Source organism: Methylomonas sp. HYX-M1 (assembly GCF_040741385.1).
In the GTDB taxonomy this organism is placed as follows: domain Bacteria; phylum Pseudomonadota; class Gammaproteobacteria; order Methylococcales; family Methylomonadaceae; genus Methylomonas; species Methylomonas rhizoryzae.
Genome location: NZ_CP160405.1, coordinates 2,551,532 through 2,570,916 on the forward strand (window position 1 = coordinate 2,551,532; position 19,385 = coordinate 2,570,916).

The window sequence follows — 19,385 nt, forward strand, 5'->3', positions numbered from 1 at the left end:
TAATCAAATGGATCCGCCGTTCACCGGCATGCGCTTTCTTAGCATTTCCAAGGCTTTGCCGTAATCGAAACCCATGACCAGCCGGATGAATTCCTCCGCTTGCGGACCCAGGAATTTTTTTAGCAAACCGGTTTGCGCTTCCACCAGTTGGCGGGCCTTGGCGTCGCCGATAAGCAACATCTGCTCCAAATCGAGCAATATCAAGCGGATTTGGTTCCGGTCTACCGACGCGTCCATCGCCTCGCTTAGCTCGGCGGGAAATAGCGTACCTAACGCGGTACAAAACCCATGCAGCGCTTCATCCAATTGTTCGATCAATTCGTCGATTGCTTCGGCGTTACGATTAAACCTAAAAGCCTTATCCAATTCCGTGGCTAGTTCTTGCACCTTGATAATGCCCAGATTACCGGCGGTGCCTTTCAGCGTATGGGCAATACGCCGCGGCTCATCCGATTTTCCCGCATCCATCGCCGAGCGCAGCTTTAACATATCCTCGCTGTGATCGTCGGCGAACATTTTCAACAACTCCAGATAGGTGGTGAACCGGCCCGACAATAACTTAAGGCCGCGGTCGCGATCCAAGTCCGGAATACGGCCTAACAGAGCGGACGGCTCTTCTGCAACGACAGGCATCGCCAAGCTCGGCTGTAGCGTGGTAGGCAGCCAGCGAAACAACGTGGCGTAAAACTGATCCGGCTCAACCGGTTTGGCAATAAAATCATTCATGCCGGCCGCCTGGCATGCCTGCCTATCCTCGTCGAATGCATTGGCGGTCATGGCCAAAATCGGCTTATTTTCCCAGCCCGGCAGGGCACGGATAGCACGGGTGGCTTCCAAGCCGTCCATGCCCGGCATCTGCATGTCCATCAGGATCAAATCGTAATCGGTGAGGCGGGATTTGCTCAGCGCAACCGCTCCGTCCTCAGCAACATCGACCAGCACACCCACCATACGCAACAGTTCCACCGCAACTTCCCGATTAACGGCATTGTCTTCGGCCAGCAGGACATGCGCTCCGGCTTTTTCGTGGCGCAAGCGTTTCTCGACATCCTTGACGGCACGATCCGCAAGCGACCCGGCAATGCCGCTGCCGTGTTCGACACGGACGGTCAACCAAAAAATACTGCCTACACCCAGGCTGCTGCTGGCGCCGGTTTCGCCGCCCATCAATTTCGCCAGATGGCGGGTGATCGCCAAGCCCAAGCCCGTGCCGCCGAATTTACGGGTGGTGGACAGATCGGCCTGCTCGAAGGCTTGAAACAGTATCGGCAGTTTTTCCGGCGCAATCCCAATCCCGCTATCTTCCACTTCGAAGCGTAAATGCAGGCGCTTGCCGTCGTCTTCCAGCACTTTGGCACGCAAGATGATGCGGCCTCGTTCGGTAAACTTGACGGCGTTGCTGACGTAATTGAGTAAGGCTTGACGCAAGCGGGTCGGATCGCCGCGTAGCCATATCGGAACCGCGTCGGCTTCGATAGCAATGGTTAGGTTCTTCGCCGCCGCTTGGTCGAATGTCAACGATTGCACGTGATCGAGAATATCGTATAGCTGAAAATCGCGATGCTCCAGCTGGATACGGCCGGCTTCGATTTTGGATAAATCGAGAATGTCGTTGATGATGGACAAGAGATGCTGGCTGGCGCTCTCGATTTTAGCCAAGCGTTCGGCTTGTTGCGGACTTAATCCTTCGCTGCGCAACAAATGGGTAAGCCCGAGGATAGCGTTCATCGGCGTGCGAATTTCGTGGCTCATATTGGCGAGAAAGGCGCTTTTGGATACGTTGGCCGCTTCGGCGGCAATTTTCGCCTCTTCGAGTTGATGGGTACGTTCGGACACCAATTGCTCGAGATGGTTACGATGCGCATCGAGTTCGGCGGTAATGCGTTTTTTCTCGGTGATGTCTTCTTGTATCGAAACATAGTGGCTGATGCTGCCGTCCGCCTGACGAATCGGCGTGACTATCGCAAAATCGATGTACTCGCTACCGTCCTTGCGGCGATTGTAGAATTCGCCTTTCCAGGAATTGCCGGAGGCTATGGCCTCCCATAGCGACGCGAAGTTTTCCCGCGGCGTCTTGCCCGATTGCAACAACTTGATGTTTTGGCCTATCACTTCCGCGCGGTCGTAACCGGTTTGCCGCAAAAAATTGGGATTGACGTAAACGATGTTGGCGTCTAAATCGGTGATGACAATGCTCTCCGGGCTTTGCTCCACGGCCATGGACAACTGAAGCAGTTCCCGGGCCGAGTCTTCGGCCGCCTGTTTTGCATTGATGGCGTCTTCCATCAACGACAGCAATGCCATATGCGCGGAATGCTGTGCGCCCACCGCGTCTTGCAATTCCTTTTCGACCCTCTTGCGTTCCGTGATGTCGCGGCAGGTCACCACCGCGCCGACGATGTTGCCGTTCGCATCGTGAATAGGCGCCATGTTGTAACTGCCCATCCAGGACTCGCCGGTATCTTTGCGCCGTAAGCCGTATTCCTGATCGGTAGCCGATTCGCCCCGCAAGGCTCTCGGCATCGCCCACTGTTCGAGCGGGGCCGGTTCTCCGGAAGGTAGAAACGTTTCCAGCAGCCTGGGATAGTCGGCAAAGTTTTTGGCGCATTCCGCTTTACCGTTGAAGCGGTGAAAAGCCGCAAAAGCGTCGTTGACATGAATAAAACGCCCTGCGCAATCGGTGATGAACAACGCTTCGGACATAGCGGCCATCGCCGCTTCCAAATACGCTTGGCTGGCCTCGGCCTCTCGACGTGCGGTGTTGGCATCCTCCAGGCGGTTGAGGGCAGCCAACCTGGCCATGCTTTGCGTCTGCAAGGCGGCGGCCTGGGCTTCGGCTCGCTCCCGTTCGGTGCGCTTGCGTTCGGTAATGTCGCGGTGAACCGCCATGAAACCGAGCACTTTGCCGTGCGGCGCCACAATCCGGGTCCCGCTGGTTTCGGCCAAAAATTCGCTGCCATCCTTACGCCGGTAACGCATTTCGAAAACCGCGGTATCGCCGCCCGTTTCGAGCCGATAGCGGCGAATGCCTTGTTCGATAAAGTCGGCGGGATCGGCATACAACATCCGGGTGCTGTGGCCGCCAGCCTCTTCCGGCGTATAACCGAACATTTGCGTAAACGCCGGATTCACCAGCTTGATGCGGCGCTCGGTATCGGTAAGGGTGGCAGCGTCCAGCATGCCGTCGAAAATCGAGTGGAACAGGATTTCGCTTTCCTGCAATTGCCGGTGCGCATCCATCAACTCGCGGCGCCTATCCGCCTCGTATTGCTGCGAGCGGCGTTGCGACTCGGCCAATACACCGGCCAAAATGCCACTCAGTATCAGCATGCTCCATTGCAGGAGATTATGGCTTTCGGTAATCGCCCAGTGCTCTTGAGACGGGACAAAATAATATGCCGTCAGCAATCCGGTACAAGCGGTCGTAACCAGACCAGGCCCCAAACCGCCTAACATCGCTATGGCGATGACCGCCGGCATGAACAAAATCAGTAACGGACGTTGGCCGAATACGACAACCAACTGCATGCGAACGGCGAACATCAGCAACGGCAATAGTATCGCCAGAACATAGGGAAGCAGACGTGGGCGCGGCGGTGGGAACCCCCGGATCACGGCGAATTCTCCGGCGGCACATCGGCCTGATCCGTAAATGACACGTCGTAGGGCGGCATGCGTCCTAGCTCTGCCGCCAAATCGTTCACGTGTTGCTTGAGCCGAATCATCGCCAGTTCGCGGTCGATCCCGGCGTTATCGAAACGCTCCAATTCCAGGTTACGGTGTTGCAATTCTTCCGTTTGCCGACGGAGCTCCCGTTCGGCTTGCTTGCGTTCGCTGATGTCCAGCGCGAAGCCTATCCGTCTCATCGGTTTACCGTCCGGCGCCCGGGTAACCGTAATATCCAACAGCACCGGAAAGCGCTCGCCGTTCTTGCACAGATGTTCGGATTCGAAACTGGCATGGCCTAACCGGTCGGCGTCGAGTATGCGCGGCCTGACTGTTTCCCAACAATCCTCGGGAAACAAGGTCTCGACCGGTTTGCCCGCCAATTCTTCGGCAGAGTAGCCCCGCTGCCGGGCAAAAGCGGGGTTGACGGCGAGTATGGTTTGGGTGGCGGGATCGCCTATCGCCACGCCGAACTCGGACTTTTCGAAAGCTTCCCGCCATAACTCCAGTTGCGCTTCGGCTTGTTTGCGCCTGGAAATGTCCTCTACTACCGATATGAAATAATCCGGACTGCAGTCGGACTTGTCGACCAAGGACACGCTGAGATTGACCCAGACGATGCTGCCGTCCTTGCGAAGGTAGCGTTTTTCCATCGTATAGTGATCGATACGTCGTTCCAGCATTTGCCTGACGCATCTTAGATCCGCCGCCAGATCGTCCGGGTGAGTGATGTCCTGGAAAGTCTTGGCTAACAGTTCGGCGGCCGAGTAGCCGACAATATTGCAAAGTTTTGCATTGACTCGCAGCCAACGGCCGTCCGGCGCGACCAGGGCAATTCCCACCGCCGCCAGTTCGAAGGTGGCTTCGAATCGGTTTTCGCTTTCCCTAAGCCTGGAATCTATCCGTTGCCGCTCGCCTATCAAACCGGCTACTCGGGTTAATAATTCGTCGACTCTGAACGGTTTGATCAGATATTCCTGAACGCCGGCTTGCAGTAAGCGTATGCGCAACGCGTCGTCGGCCTTGGCGGAGAGGACCAGGATGGGTACATCGGCAAATTCAGGTTGCCGGCGCAGTTCGGCAATCATCGTATCGCCGCTCATTTCCGGCATCATCAGGTCGGTCAAAATCAGGTCCGGCATCAGCGATAACGCTAACGTAACGCCTTGCCGGCCGTTAGCCGCGCCGGCAACCCGATAATAAGGTTGCAGACTGGCGGCGATGAAGGTTTGCAAATCGGCGTTGTCTTCTACCACCAAGATCAATGGCGCGTCCCGGCTGTCCGCTGTAGTTGCGGCAGCTGCCGGCATGGGACGCGCTAGCGAACTCTCGATAGCCGCCCGATTGCCTATGAGAGCGTCGGACCGGCTTGCCGCCGCCAATGAGATACCGGCCGGGGCGGTAAGCGGCAAACGCACCGAAAACAGCGCTCCGCCACTGGGAGCCTCGCCTAGCAGCGCGCTACCGCCGTGCAACGCGGCAAATTCGCGGACGATAGCCAAGCCCAAACCCGTTCCGCCGTGCCGGCGATCGGCATTGCCCTCCAATTGGCGAAAACGCTCGAATACCGCCTCGCGTAAATCGGCCGGCACGCCGGGACCGTTATCCTCAACTTCTATCACTGCCGCCGCATCGGTCCGGAGGAGTCTAAGGTCGATATAGCCGCCATCCGGCGTGAATTTGAATGCGTTGGACAATAGGTTGAGCAAGATGCGCGCTACTTTTTCAGCGTCGACTTCGGCATGCAACGCAGCGGGCACATTAACTACAAAAGCAATACCGCGTTCATTGGCCAAAGAGTCAAAATACGCCGCAGTAGTTCGGGTTAATTCCGCTAAATCGAGGCGCGCATAGTGAATTTGCATGCTGCCTGCTTCCAGTTTGGCGGCGTCGAGCAAATCGGAAACCTGACGGTACAGCAGCCGGGCATTCCGCAACATCATCTCTGTTTCTCTCCTTTCCGCCGTATCGCCGTTAACCATGGTTAGACGCTTTTCCAACGGAGCCATGATTAGGGTCAGAGGCGTTCGCAGTTCGTGACTAACGTTGGCGAAGAATTGACTTTTCAATTGGTCGAGTTCCAAGGTTTTCCGGTACAGCCCGGTAAGCTGTTGTTGGCTACGTTCGGCCGACAACCTCGCCTCCTCGCTGTTGCGCATAGCCCGCTGCAAACGCTCGAACAACCAGGCGAACAAACCGCCCATTACGGCAAACAATGCGATAGAAGCCAGTGAGGAGGTATCCACCACGGTCAATGCAAATTGCGGCGGAATGAACACGTACCAAGCGAGCAAGGTGGAGATTGCCGTACCGGTCAAGCCGCCGCGCAGCCCGCCCAGCCAGGCACTACAAAAAGCGGCGGGGAAAAATAAAAACCACACGTAAGGTTTGATGTAAGCGTCCCAAAACAGCCACTGCAGGCCGCAGGCCGTAAAAGGACACAGGAGCGCAAGCGAAATGCCGAAACCCGGGCTTTTGTCAGGATTTCTGTTCGTCATGTAAAAAAGTCAATCTGTACGGCTGTTCGCGCCCCAGTTCTTGCGATAGCGCATTGATCATTTTTTTCATCTCTATGATGCGTAATTCCCGGCCTACGGTTACCCGGTTGAAGCGTTCGAGTTCGGCGTTACGCTTGCGCAACTGTTCTTCGGCTTGTTTTTGCAACGTGACGTCGATGATGACGCCGTCGAGAAACTCGGCTGAACCGCTCGCATCGTAACCGGCCCTGCCGTGATCGATAACCCAACGGATGCCGCCGTCGGCGTGGCGGATACGGTATACCAGGCGATACGGCTGACGACAGGCAACGGCAATGCTTACCGCTTGTTCGACGCCGACCCTGTCTTCGGCGAGCACTATCTCGGTCCAGGTCAACGGGGAATCGCCGGCCAGAAAAGCACAGGCTTCATAACCGACCAACAGTTTCACGCCGTCGGATAGCATGATCATGCGCCAGGGGGGATTTACTTCGCTGCGATAGACGGCGCCGGGCAAATTGTCGGCCAAGGTTCGGTAGCGTTGCTCGCTTTCCGCCAGTCTTAATTCCGCCTGTTTTCTATCGCTGATATCGATGTGAATGCCGGACAACAGGACAATGTTGCCGTTTTCGTCGCGTTGAGCGCTACCTTTGCAATACAGCCAACGTATCTCCCCGTTATCCTCGCGGCGGATACGAAACTCGGTTTCGAACGGTTCGCCCCGCTCGATGTGCCGCTCCCATTGAGCGTCGAACAGATTCAGATCGTCGGGATAAAGTCGAGCGCGCCAGTCTTGGTAGCTATGCTGACTGCTGGGCACCACCCCGTAAAGTCTTTCGCATTCCGGCGACCAATAGATCGAGTCGTCGAGCAAGTTACGTTCCCAAATACCGACGTGCCCGCCTTCTTGCGCCATGAGTAAGCGACGTTCGCTGGCGCGTAAGGTCCGGGCGGTTTTATTGGCTTCGTCGCGGGCCGTTTGTGCGTCTTCCAGTAAGTTAACCATGGCCACTTGCACCTGTTGCGCATCTTCGGGTTGCCAAGGTTCGGCCGTCTCGGAACTCCCGGTATATGGGGGAGGACGGCCGAGTTCGCCGGCCAAAGCGTTAATCTGTTGCTTCATGGTCAACATGGCCAATTCTCGGCCGACGGCGATGCGGTTGAAACGCTCCAGCATTTCATTACGTTGATTTAGCCGGGTTTCCGCCATTTTACGATCGGAAATATCGTGCTGGACCGATAACCAAACCGGGCCCCAAACCGGCATTTCGTGACGGGATATATCGGCATAACTCCAGAAAATGCTGCCGTCCTTGCGGCGGCTGAGCCATTCTCCTTGCCAACGTCCGCTTGTCCGAAGTTGTTCGATGATCTGACCGGCAACTTCCGCCGGTGTTTGCTTCGTGGTTTGCGCGCTGAGCATGGCAAGATCACGTTCGAGCAGTTCGTCGATCCGATACCCGAACATGGCAGCAAAGGCCGGATTGGTAAACAAAATACGTCCGTCGCCGCCAATGACGTTGATGCCCTCGGTAAGGTGGGCGAGTATTTCCGCTTGCAGCTGCACCGCCTGTTGCGTCCGCTGCCGTTCCTCGATTAACTTAAGCTGCGCCTGCTGATCCTGCAAGGTGAGCAAGGTACCGCCGATCGCCAACACCAACAGACAAATCAACAGCAGTCCGGCCGAGTCTTTACTGGCATTGGCGTAAAACTCGGCGCTATCTTTTTTGACGATTAAAAACCAATCCGTACCGGGTACCGGGTAAGCTACGGCAACCGACGCTTCGCCGCGGTAATCGACGCCGCTGATCAATTCTCCGGGCTGTTTAGCGCCTTGCAGTAATTGACTTGACAGCAAATCGGCATCAACCAGCGGCTGGCGCAAGGACAGAGCCGCGTTCTGACGGTAACGCAATGCGCTGAGGTATAAGGCATCGGCGCCATCCCGGCGCAGCAGCAAGGATTCGCCGCTAGCTCCTGCATCCGGCCCTGCTTGCAACAGGGTGAAGAGCCGGTCAAGCGGTTCGGTGCGCAACACTACGACCGCCAATATTTGTTGATCGGCGCCAATAGGCACGACAAAATCCAAATGAATTTTCCGTTCGGCATCCGGATAGAGTTCGGTACGGACAACGCCGCCTGCCGCGCCCGCTTGCTGAACCGCCGCGAGCAGCGGCGGCGAAATATCTTCCGCAGTCGCTTTCGAAGACCAAAGTTTACGTCCGGACGGGTCGAGAAATAAGGCGGAAGCAAACCCCATGGATTGCTCGTATTCGCTCACCCAGATGCGTAAGTGTGTTGCGGCGGCTGCATTGCCAAGGATAAGCCATTGCTGTAGCAACTGCGCAAAATAGGCATTGCCGCGTAGATAGGCTGCATTCTTAGCATATTTTTCCAATTCGTCGGCAATACCGGCTGCATTGCGATTTGCAAAGGCTTTAATACGGGCCAGCTCGTCGCGCTGTTGCTGTTGCCAGTGATAGGTGATGCCGAAAGCCCCGGAACCGATGACGCACAAAGTCAACAGAGTGAAGGGCAGCCAGCGGCGAAAGCCCGCTTGCGACGTATAGGCGGCTGTTTTTAACGGTCTAAGTTCGAAACGCCGCAACAATCCGTACAACAATAACGAAGTGGCTGCTACGTACAACCAGCCTTTCAACATGCTGACCACGGCAAACTGGGCGGCATCTTGGATCAACAGTTTTAAAGCCCCGTCGGAAAGCAAGATCCATAGTGCGCCGAATACCGCGTATACGGTAACGATCAGTAAAGGCCCACCGGCATTGGCCAAGCGCTGTTTGGGGGAATCGTTCATGGCCGAGCGCTACACTCCGCTCTTAAGTATTCTCGGCTATGGCCACAAACTCATCGAAACCAGCCAAAAACGCGTCGGTCACGTCCGGATCGAAATGCCTTCCTTTTCCTTCAGCGATAATAGCCCGCGCGCGTTCATACGGCAGCGCCGGTTTGTAAGGCCGCGACGACACCAAGGCATCGAACACATCGGCCAGCGCCATGAGCCGGGCGGAAATAGGGATGGCATCGCCGACCAGACCGTCGGGATATCCGCTGCCGTCCCACTTTTCGTGGTGCCAGCGCGCGATTTCCTTGGCGATGCGCAAGAAGGCGACCGGTTGTTCGGCGTCCCGTTCCGCACGCTCTATGGCATCCGATCCCAGCTTGGCATGGGTTTTCATCACTTCCCAGTCTTCGCCAGCCAGTTTGCCGGGATTCAGCAAAATATTGTCGGGAATACCGACTTTACCAATATCGTGTAGCGGCGCCGATTTGACCAACATCGCAATATAGGCTTCCGTCAGAAAGTCGGCAAAGCGCGGATGCGATTGCAATTTATTGGCCAGAAGACGAATGTAGCCCTGAGTACGATGAATATGATTACCGGTTTCCGGATCTCGAGTTTCCGCTAGATGCGCTAAGGCCCGTATGCTGACGGTCTGTACCAATTCGTTTTCTTTCATCCGCTGCTGGACCTCGGCTTCCAGCCAGGCTTTATCATCCCGTAATCTGTCCCGTGCTTGCTTAAGCTCAAGATGAGTCCGAACTCGCGCCAACACAACGGGCGCCATAATGGGCTTGGTAATATAATCCGCCGCGCCTAGATCGAATCCGGCCAATTGATCTTCCTGGCTATCAAGAGTGGTAATAAAGATGACCGGAATATCGTTGGTGAGTGGATCGGCTTTCAGTCTGGCCAAAACGGTAAAGCCATCCATGCCCGGCATCATGACGTCTAACAATATCAACGCAGGAAGCGGTTGCACGTTTGCCAGTTCTAAAGCACGTTCGCCGTTATTGGCTACCCTAACTCGATAAGTCGTTTGCAACAAGGCATCCATGAGCGCCAAATTGTCCGGTGTGTCGTCTACCACCAAAATGGTCTGAGTGTCGCTGGATGCTTTATTTAAAGTAGGAACGCAAAGCTTGCTTTCTTGTTCCATTATCACAATACCTATTATGCAAGGATCTAAGTGAATTATCCCGCGCAGACTGAGACGCGCCTACTCGGGCTTGAATTCGCTACTCAGTACAGAGAGAAACGCGATGATGACCGCATGCCGGGAGACAACTCCAATATCCCTTTGAAGGAATAAACAGCCGCAAAAGTTAATGCTGCTTGCTAGTTTGGCCACCCTTTACAAAGCCTAGCCCAAATCCATTAGCAATAAAGGGTTTTGCATAATAATCGTAAACGGTTCGAATTCGCAAACCGCTGCAAAATTTTGTGAGGCGCTATACAGAGTCATAATATGCCGGCTGTCGCTTCCGTTATACGAATTCATTTTCTTCATAAGCAAATGCCTCTCTCAGCGCGTGCCGCCGCGGCCCGACCAGGATAGTAGCGTTATAATAGCGAGGTTATTTATAAAATGCTTCAGACCTTATGCACTTACCGAATTACTCCGCCGCGCGAGTCTTAGTTGTCGGCGACTTGATGCTGGACCGTTACTGGCACGGCCCGACCTCGCGGATTTCCCCGGAAGCGCCGGTGCCGGTGGTACACGTCAAACAACACGAAGAACGGGCCGGCGGCGCCGGCAACGTTGCGCTGAACATTGCCGCGCTGGGCGCCAAAGCCTCCCTGTTGGGTTTTGTCGGCCAAGACGAGGCAGCCGCGGCCTTGGAAGCTCTATTGAAAAAAGCCGGGGTACTCTGTCTATTTCAAGCGATTGCCAATTTTCCGACAATCACCAAATTACGGGTCATGAGCCGACATCAGCAATTGATCCGGCTGGATTTCGAGGACGGTTTTCAGCACGTCGACACCGATCCTTTGTTGCATTTGTTTCATGCCGAACTCACTCAATCCCAAGTCGTAGTGTTGTCCGATTACGGCAAAGGCACCTTAAGTCAGGTGCAACGATTCATACAGTTAGCCCGGCAAATGAAAAAGCCGGTATTGGTGGATCCCAAAGGCAGCGATTTTTCAATTTATCACGGCGCAAGCTTGATTACCCCGAATCTAAGCGAATTCGAGGCAGTGGTCGGCCCTTGCCACGGCGAGGCACAAATCGTCGAGCGCGGGATGAACTTAATCAGGGAACTCGGTTTGGATGCCTTGCTGGTTACCCGCGGCGAACACGGCATGACCTTACTCAACCACGCTGCCGAACCGCTGCATTTACCGACCCACGCCCGTGAGGTATTCGACGTCACCGGCGCCGGCGATACCGTCATTTCGGTCCTGGCCGCCAGCCTGGCCGCAAAAACTCCGCTGGCGGAAGCCACTCAGCTGGCTAATGTCGGCGCCGGCGTCGTGGTCGGCAAACTCGGCACAGCCACCGTCAATATCGACGAATTGGCCACCGCTTTACAAAGCCCGCGCGCCCGGCACAAAGGCGTGTGCAGTGGGCCGGAACTGCTGGCACAGCGTACCGCAGCCAAAGCCAACGGCGAAAAAGTGGTCACCACCAACGGCTGCTTCGACATCTTGCACCCCGGCCACGTCCGATACTTGCAACAAGCCAAAACCTTGGGCGACCGTTTGATCGTGCTGGTCAACAGCGACGACTCGGTCAAGCGTTTGAAAGGCCCGGAACGGCCGGTCAACAATCTGGAACACCGTATGGAAATGTTGGCCGCTCTGGAGTGTGTGGATTGGGTGGCAGCGTTCGAACAAGACACGCCCGAGGAAGTCATAGCCCAACTGCTACCGGACGTCCTGGTCAAAGGCGGCGACTACACCGACATCACCGGCATAGCCGGCCACGCCAGCGTGCTGGCTGCCGGCGGAGAAGTAAAAATCCTATCGTTTATCGAGGGACATTCGACGACGGGGATTATTCGGACGATAAAAGAAAAGCTGCAAAGTTAAATCACCTTCACTTTGAAGTTGAGCTATCAAAGTAAAGTACAAACAGGGTGAGTAACATTTGCAAGCTCACCCGGACGGCTAAACTGGTAATAGACAGATACCCGTATTTCGACGGAATCTTACCGGCAAGGGCTTTCACAACACTAAAACCGCTTTTAAGATCAACCATTGCCGGACGCCGGACCGGCAAACGCTTCAATCAAGCCTGACAATCGCTGCCTGCGGCCAGCTGTTCGGCTTCGAGTTTTTTCCTGGCATCGCATTTTTCCTTGCAAATGCAGTTACCTGTCCCTCCGCAGGAGCCTTTGATCGCGTGGCGGCCGAATATCACGCCTATCGCCATAATAGCCACCACTACCAACATAAATAAAAACGTCACTAAAAAATAACTCATATCCGCTCTCCAACAAAAACGTGCCGGAACAAAAAACGAGGAGAACCGCTTAGGTTACTCCCCGTTTTAATAGTTCAGCAATAAACCGGGTTAGCCGCCGAAGTCGTCCAGGAAGATGTTTTCCCTATCCACTCCGTTTGCCAACAACATGTTGATTACCGACGAGTTCATGATCGGAGGACCGCACATGTAGAACTCGCAGTCTTCCGGTGCCGGATGGTTTTTGATGAACTCCTCGAACAACACGTTATGGATGAAGCCGGTATAACCGGTCCACTCGTCTTCCGGCAAAGGATCGGACAAGGCCACGTGCCATTTGAAGTTATCGTTTTCGCGTTGCAGCATGTCGAAATCTTCGACGTAGAACATTTCGCGTTTGCTGCGGGCACCGTACCAGAAGGTAATTTTGCGTTTGGATTTCAACCTGCGCAACTGGTCGAAAATGTGCGAACGCATAGGCGCCATACCGGCACCACCACCGATGAATACCATTTCGGCGTCGGTATCTTTCGCAAAAAATTCACCGTAAGGACCGGATACCCACACTTGATCGCCGGGTTTCAGGTTAAAGATGAACGAGGACATGATGCCCGGCGGCGTGCCTTCCGGCGCGTTAGGCGGCGGCGTGGCGATACGCACGTTCAACATGATTTCTTTCTCTTCCGGATAAGACGCCATCGAGTAAGCGCGCAAGGTGGGCTCCGTCACCTCGGATACATAACGCCACAGATTGAACTTGTCCCAATCAGGACGGTATTCCTCGGCGACCTGCATATCCGCGTACTTGGATACGTGCGGCGGACATTCGATTTGTATGTAACCGCCGGCGCGATAGTTGATCGCTTCACCTTCCGGCAATTGCAACACCAACTCTTTAATGAAAGTCGCGACATTGTCGTTGGATTTAACCGTACACAACCATTTTTTGACGCCGAATACGCTATCCTCGACTTCGACTTCCATATCGGTTTTAACCGCTACTTGGCAAGCCAGACGCTCGCCGTGCGCCGCTTCGCGCTTGGTAATGTGCGACAACTCGGTCGGTAAAATATCGCCGCCGCCTTTGTGCACTTTAACCTTGCATTGGCCGCAGGAACCGCCGCCGCCGCAGGCCGAAGAAACAAATAGTTGATTATCCGACAACGCGTTCAATAATTTGGCGCCGGCCGGCACGTGTATCTTCTTTTCGTTGTTGATCAGAATTTCCACATCCCCGGCGGCTACCAGCTTGTTTTTGGCGCCGATGATCATAAACACCAGCGCAATCACGATAGCCGTGAAGAAAATAACCCCTAATGCAATTTCTAGCATTACGATACCCTTTTACAATTGAATTCCAGAGAACGCCATGAAGCCTAAAGACATCAAGCCTGCGGTGATGAAGGTGATGCCCAGGCCTTGCAACGCGGCCGGTACATCGCTGTATTTCAGTTTCTCGCGCACGCCGGCCATCAAGGTGATCGCCAGCGCCCAACCGAAACCGGAACCGACGCCGTACACCACGCTCTCGCCGAAGTTGTAGTCGCGCTCGATCATGAACAAACTACCGGCCAAAATCGCGCAGTTCACAGTGATCAGCGGCAGGAAGATACCCAGCGCGTTGTACAAAGCCGGAACGAACTTATCCAGAAACATTTCCAGAATTTGTACGATCGCCGCAATCATGCCGATACAGCTCAACAAGCTTAAAAAGCTTAAATCCACGCCGGTGATACCGAGCCAGGCCAGAGCGTCTTCTTTCAACAAGGTTTGATAGATGAACTGGTTGGCCGGCACGGTTAGGGTTTGCACCACCATCACCGCAACGCCCAAGCCCATCGCTGTGGAAATCTTCTTGGACACCGCCAAGAAGGTACACATCCCCAGGAAGAACGACAGGGCCAGGTTTTCGATGAAAACCGCTTTAACAAATAAGGCAATATAGGCTTCCATTAGTGATGCCCTCCTTCACCGTGAGCAATGGCCATAATTTTGAACTCGTTGTGTTCGACTTGTTTCGGTTTCCAAGTACGGAAGGCCCAGATGATCAAACCGATCACGAAAAACGCGCTAGGCGGCAACAACATCAAGCCGTTCGGCACGTACCAGCCGCCGTCCTTGACCAAGGGCAACACTTCGAAGCCGAGCAGTTTGCCCGAACCCAAGGTTTCACGCACCAGCGCCACCAGAATCAAGATCAAGCTATAGCCGGCACCGTTGCCGATACCGTCGATAAAGCTTTGCAGCGGCGGATTTTTCATCGCATAGGCTTCGGCGCGGCCCATGACGATACAGTTGGTGATGATCAAGCCGACGAATACCGACAGTTTTTTACTGACGTCGAACGCAAAGGCTTTCAACAACTGATCCACCACGATCACCAGCGAGGCGATGATAATCATCTGCACGATAATCCGGATGCTGCTGGGGGTGTGCTGACGCACGGCGCTGATCGCCGCGCTGGAACAAGCCGTTACCGAAGTCAGGGCCAAGGCCATGATCAGCGAGGTAGACATTTGCGAGGTTACCGCCAATGCGGAACAAACTCCCAGCACCTGCAAGGTGATGGGGTTGTTGTCGACCAACGGCTCGAATAATACTTTTTTGGTTTCTTTGTCCATGACGACTCCTAACCGTTTGCTTTGATTTTGTTCAGGTAAGGCGCAAATCCTTCCGGCCCCATCCAATACAATATAAGGTTACTGACGCCGCGACTGGTCAACGTAGCGCCGGCCAAACCGTCAACTTTGTTGACCGCGTCGGGACGGCTGGTATCGACCGTGCCTTTCACCAAGGTCAAAGCCACTTCGCCGTTATCGCCGTAGACTTTTTTCCCTTTCCACAGCGCCCGCCAGTTGGGGTTGACCACTTCGCCACCCAGGCCCGGGGTTTCGCCTTGATCGTACAAGTTAATGCTTTGTACCGTTTGGCCATCAGCTTCCAAAGACAGGAAACCGTACATCGTCGACCACAAACCGTAACCGTTGACTGGCAATATGATGGATTGCAACTTGTCACCGCTTTTCACCAGAAACACCTTAGCGACTTTCGCTTTACTACGAATGCTGGCGATATCTTTATCCGCAGGAATCGCTTCATTTTGTGCGGGGTCTTTTGCAGCCTTGCGTTGATCATATTCATCCACATTGCCGTCAACATATTCACCCGTCGCCAGATCGACCAACTTGGCTTCGATGCGTTCTTTAAAAGCCTGATCGATGTCGGTGCCTTCATCCAGCAAACCGGCCACGTCCAATATGTTTTTCTTCATGTCCAAGGCTTTGTTGTGCGACTGCAAAGGCCTCAAGGCAACGGTTGCTATCGACACCAATACCGCGCATACCAGGCACAACGCCAATGCAACGTTGATGGTTTTTTCCAGACTGTCGTTGCTTAACGCCAGGATACGATCGGCATAAACTCTGAACTGCTCGTAATATTTACAAAGCTGCTCGTTATACTTGCAGGTTTTTTTCTCGGCATTAAGCATGGCGTTTAATCCTTCTTCTGATATTTGCTTGGACGACAAAGTAATCAATCAACGGCGCAAACATGTTGGAGAAAAGAATTGCAAGCATCACGCCTTCCGGGAAAGCCGGATTGACGACCCTGATGATAACAATCATCAAGCCGATCAAAATGCCGTAAACCCAGCGACCGGTATCGGTATTGGCCGCGGAAACCGGGTCGGTAGCCATGTAAACGGTACCGAACGCGAAACCGCCTAATACCATATGCCAATACCAGGGAATCGCAAACATCGGATTGGTATTGCTGCCGATCACGTTCAACAAGGTCGACATTGCGATCATGCCTATCAGAACGCCGCCCATAATCCGGTAGGAGGCAACGCGGGTATACAACAAGAAAGCCGCTCCCAACAAGCAGGCCAAGGTCGAGGTTTCACCCATGGAACCGGGAATAAAGCCTAAAAACGCTTGCAACCAGCTAAAGCTACCTTTGATAGCTTCCAATCCGCCGGCGGATGCCATAGACAGCGCGGTTGCTCCACTGTATCCGTCTACCGCGACCCAAACCGAGTCACCGGAAATCGAAGCCGGATAGGCAAAGAATAGAAATGCGCGTCCGGTCAATGCCGGGTTTAAAAAGTTTTTGCCGGTACCGCCGAATACTTCTTTACCCAATACGATACCGAAGGAAATGCCTAAAGCAACCTGCCACAAAGGCATGTCCGGCGGCAAAATCAAGGTATACAGCATCGAAGATACCAAAAAGCCTTCATTGACTTCGTGTTTGCGCACGGTTGCGAACAACACTTCCCAAACGCCGCCCACGGCCAGCGTGGTGAAATAGATAGGGAAGAAGTACAGCATGCCGTGTACCAGACAGGATAAGGGGTTATACGGACTGTAACCGAACAACACCATGGGAATGCGGCGCCAATTTTCTATGGATTCTTTCCCTAAAGACTCCATGGCCAGATTAGCTTGGTAGCCTGTGTTGTACCAGGCCATCAATATGCAAAACGCCGTGGCAATCACTACGAAAGTCATGGTACGTTTCAAGTCGTTGCCGTCGCGAACGTGAGTTTTGCCGCGCGTTACATCAGACGGGGTATAGATAAAAGTATCTACCATCTCGTAGAGACCGTAGTACTTCTCCAACTTGCCGCCCTTTGTAAAATGCGGCTCTATGCTATCTAAAAAGTCTCTAGCCGACATTTATCCTTCCTTCTCGATTTTGGTTAAATTTGCCCTAAGCACCGGCGCGAAATCGTGCTTACCCGGATCGACGAACGTAAACAAAGACACGTCTTCTTCGTCCAATTCCAAGCAACCCAAGGCTTGCGCGGTGTCGGTATCGCCAACCACAATCGCTTTTAATAACGGGGTTGCCAAGATATCCATAGGCATGACGGTCTCGTAAACGCCAACCGGAACGATGGCGCGGTTACTGCCGTTCTTATCGGTAGTCAGCGGAAATAAACGATTGTCTTTGCGGTCTTTGCTGGACACGTACACGTTCATCGCGGAATATTTTTGAGTGCCCGGCACGATCCAACCGAAAAATTCGCGGTCGCGCCCTTCTTTCAACACCGAGACTTGCAAACTGTATGCGCTCAAAAACGCCAAAGGCCCGCTGGCTTCGTGTCCGTACAATACCGAACCTGAAATCACCCGATTTTCGACTTCTTCCAACTCGCCCGCAACCAAATCGGTTAAATTGGCGCCCACGCGCGTTTTGAGCAGACGCGGTTTTTTGACGGTCGGTCCCGCTAAAGAAACGACGCGCTCTACGTTGAGATGCCCCGTGGTAAATAAGGCGCCTATTGCCATCACCGCTTGATAATCGATGTGCCAAACGAATTTGTGCGCGTTTACCGGGTCGATAAAATGGATGTGGGTGCCGGGCAATCCGGCCGGATGCGGTCCTGCGAACACTGCCGTTTCTATACTTGGCAGACTGGGGATATCGGCACCCGCCGCTTTACAAACATAGGTTTTGCCGGCGGATAGTTTCGAAATTACGCTCAAACCGTTGACAAAATCGCTTTGTCTCTCCTTAATGACGACGGCAGGATCGGCTGCCAGCGGTCGGGTGTCAATGGCACAGACAAATATCGAACTCGGTGTCGAGTCGGCTGCAGGAACCTTGCCGTACGGGCGGGTACGAAATGCGGTCCACAAGCCGGATGCCGTCAAGTTCTCTTTCACCTGTTCCGCAGTCAAGGCGGATAATGCCGATTCGGCATATTTGGCAAACGTCTCTTGTTGCTTTCCTTGCAATTCAATCTCTACCGACAACAGCACCCGGCGTTCGCCGCGGTTAACGGCTTTTACCACTCCGGCTCCGGGAGAAGTAAAGTTAACGCCGGGATTTTGCTTGTCGACGAACAACACTTGGCCCAGCTTAACTTTGTCACCCTCGGCGACCAGCATTTTAGGTTTAAGTCCGACGAAATCGGCGCCCAGTACGGCAACCGACTTAACGTCGTTACCATTGCTTATTTGTTGATCAGGCTTACCCGTAATGGGTAAATCCAACCCTTTCTTTATCGTAAATTGCATAGTTGATACGCCTGCTCTCCAGACAAATTGCAGCCAAAAGCCCTTTGAGAACCACTACACCCCAAGGACGGTTCAAGACATAAAACCGCACCATTACATCACAAGTTCAAGGCTTTCTCAACGCCGAAGCCCCAGCCTAACCCTTACAAAAAACTTTGGTTTTAACCGCCTCTATCCGGGTAAAACCTCAAAGCTCGACAATCTTGTTCACGTCAAAATTAGCCACCGTCCGCCTGCCGACGTAACCACGCGTGTTGCTTAAAATTCGGGCATCGGCGATGCGGTAATCCCCCAAATTGTGTACGTGGCCGTGAAACCAAGCGGCGATCTCGTATTCGTGAAACAAGGGCTTCAAATCGTTGCAATAAGCAATTTTTTTCAAGGAGTTGGGTGTTTCTATCCAACTCCATTCCGTCGGTGCGTGATGGGTGACGACGATAGTGCGCCCGACAAACGGCTGTGCCAATTGCTGCTGCAGCCAGTTTTTTGCGTCGTGATGCAGAGCGGAAAATTGCTCCGGACCGAAGCCGGAATCGCCAAAGCGTATCTTGCGAAAGTCATTCAAAGTCCGCTCCAATGCCTCGGCTTTTTCCGGGCCTTCGATAAATAAATCGGACCATAAGGTACACCCCAAAAACCGATATCCTTTAAAAAGGAAACAATCTTTTTCCAGGAAATGAATATTGCTGCCGGCACATTCGGCGCGCAGCATCGCATAAACCGCATGATATTCGTCGCCGTAAAACTCGTGATTGCCCGCCACGTAGACTACAGGCTTGTTTATCGCTTTCAACCAGGCGACGCCTTGCGCCAGAACGCCAATGTCGCCGGCCGCTACTACAATATCCGCATCATTGTCGGGCAACGCTTGTCCGCCGAATTCCAAGTGCACATCAGAAAAGTAATTTATCCGCACATTTAGCTCTTTCGTGGATTCGGTAAGGGGGTATAATTTTAAAACCTAAGTGATTTGCTTGGTATTTTTTCAGATAACTTAGCTTTTTTCC

At 53.8% G+C, this 19,385-nt stretch carries 13 protein-coding genes; 1 reads left to right on the forward strand and 12 read right to left on the reverse strand.

The genetic code is table 11. From position 1 onward, the window contains the following. Nucleotides 1–3: 3 nt before the first annotated feature. From AB0A83_RS11495 to AB0A83_RS11510, 4 genes are read right to left on the reverse strand one after another with little or no spacing between them, the layout of a single operon-like run. Nucleotides 4–3,615 (reverse strand): PAS domain S-box protein, encoded by a 3,612-nt coding sequence (locus tag AB0A83_RS11495; protein WP_367154184.1) that lies wholly within the window; start codon nt 3,613–3,615, stop codon nt 4–6. Beyond that, nucleotides 3,612–6,164, reverse strand: a complete 2,553-nt coding sequence (locus tag AB0A83_RS11500; protein WP_367154185.1) for a PAS domain S-box protein — start codon at nt 6,162–6,164, stop codon at nt 3,612–3,614. Before AB0A83_RS11500 ends, AB0A83_RS11495 begins: the two co-directional genes overlap by 4 nt. Then, on the reverse strand, nt 6,145–8,958 hold the full coding sequence (locus tag AB0A83_RS11505) for a PAS domain-containing protein (RefSeq protein WP_367154186.1): 2,814 nt from the start codon (nt 8,956–8,958) through the stop codon (nt 6,145–6,147). Before AB0A83_RS11505 ends, AB0A83_RS11500 begins: the two co-directional genes overlap by 20 nt. Nucleotides 8,959–8,980: 22 nt before the next feature. Beyond that, nucleotides 8,981–10,102, reverse strand: a complete 1,122-nt coding sequence (locus AB0A83_RS11510) for a two-component system response regulator (RefSeq protein ID WP_150048524.1) — start codon at nt 10,100–10,102, stop codon at nt 8,981–8,983. Nucleotides 10,103–10,545: 443 nt separating this feature from the next. On the opposite strand from AB0A83_RS11510, the gene hldE reads away from it, so the two are divergent. Next, entirely contained in the window at nt 10,546–11,976 is a 1,431-nt protein-coding gene (gene hldE / locus AB0A83_RS11515; RefSeq protein ID WP_367154188.1) for a bifunctional D-glycero-beta-D-manno-heptose-7-phosphate kinase/D-glycero-beta-D-manno-heptose 1-phosphate adenylyltransferase HldE, read from the forward strand. A gap of 199 nt (nt 11,977–12,175) precedes the next feature. Here hldE and nqrM read toward each other — a convergent pair whose 3' ends face one another. From nqrM to AB0A83_RS11555, 8 genes are all read right to left on the reverse strand, one after another. Beyond that, on the reverse strand, nt 12,176–12,370 hold the full coding sequence (gene nqrM / locus AB0A83_RS11520; RefSeq protein WP_150048527.1) for a (Na+)-NQR maturation NqrM: 195 nt from the start codon (nt 12,368–12,370) through the stop codon (nt 12,176–12,178). Nucleotides 12,371–12,460: 90 nt separating this feature from the next. Then, nucleotides 12,461–13,681: an NADH:ubiquinone reductase (Na(+)-transporting) subunit F gene (nqrF, locus tag AB0A83_RS11525; RefSeq protein WP_150048529.1), complete on the reverse strand. Its 1,221-nt coding sequence runs from the start codon at nt 13,679–13,681 to the stop codon at nt 12,461–12,463. Between the two features lie 12 nt (nt 13,682–13,693). After that, nucleotides 13,694–14,302, reverse strand: coding sequence for an NADH:ubiquinone reductase (Na(+)-transporting) subunit E (nqrE, locus tag AB0A83_RS11530; RefSeq protein ID WP_150048531.1), 609 nt, complete (start codon nt 14,300–14,302; stop codon nt 13,694–13,696). Next, nucleotides 14,302–14,970, reverse strand: a complete 669-nt coding sequence (locus AB0A83_RS11535; protein WP_150048533.1) for an NADH:ubiquinone reductase (Na(+)-transporting) subunit D — start codon at nt 14,968–14,970, stop codon at nt 14,302–14,304. Before AB0A83_RS11535 ends, nqrE begins: the two co-directional genes overlap by 1 nt. Nucleotides 14,971–14,978: 8 nt before the next feature. After that, a complete protein-coding gene (locus AB0A83_RS11540) occupies nt 14,979–15,839 on the reverse strand; it encodes a Na(+)-translocating NADH-quinone reductase subunit C (RefSeq protein ID WP_150048536.1) in 861 nt (286 codons plus the stop codon). Next, nucleotides 15,832–17,031, reverse strand: coding sequence for an NADH:ubiquinone reductase (Na(+)-transporting) subunit B (locus AB0A83_RS11545; RefSeq protein ID WP_150048538.1), 1,200 nt, complete (start codon nt 17,029–17,031; stop codon nt 15,832–15,834). The genes AB0A83_RS11540 and AB0A83_RS11545 overlap by 8 nt, the downstream gene beginning before the upstream one ends. Continuing rightward, on the reverse strand, nt 17,032–18,378 hold the full coding sequence (locus tag AB0A83_RS11550; protein ID WP_150048540.1) for a Na(+)-translocating NADH-quinone reductase subunit A: 1,347 nt from the start codon (nt 18,376–18,378) through the stop codon (nt 17,032–17,034). A 187-nt stretch (nt 18,379–18,565) separates the two neighbouring features. Next, nucleotides 18,566–19,294, reverse strand: a complete 729-nt coding sequence (locus tag AB0A83_RS11555; RefSeq protein ID WP_150048542.1) for a metallophosphoesterase — start codon at nt 19,292–19,294, stop codon at nt 18,566–18,568. Nucleotides 19,295–19,385 lie beyond the last annotated feature (91 nt).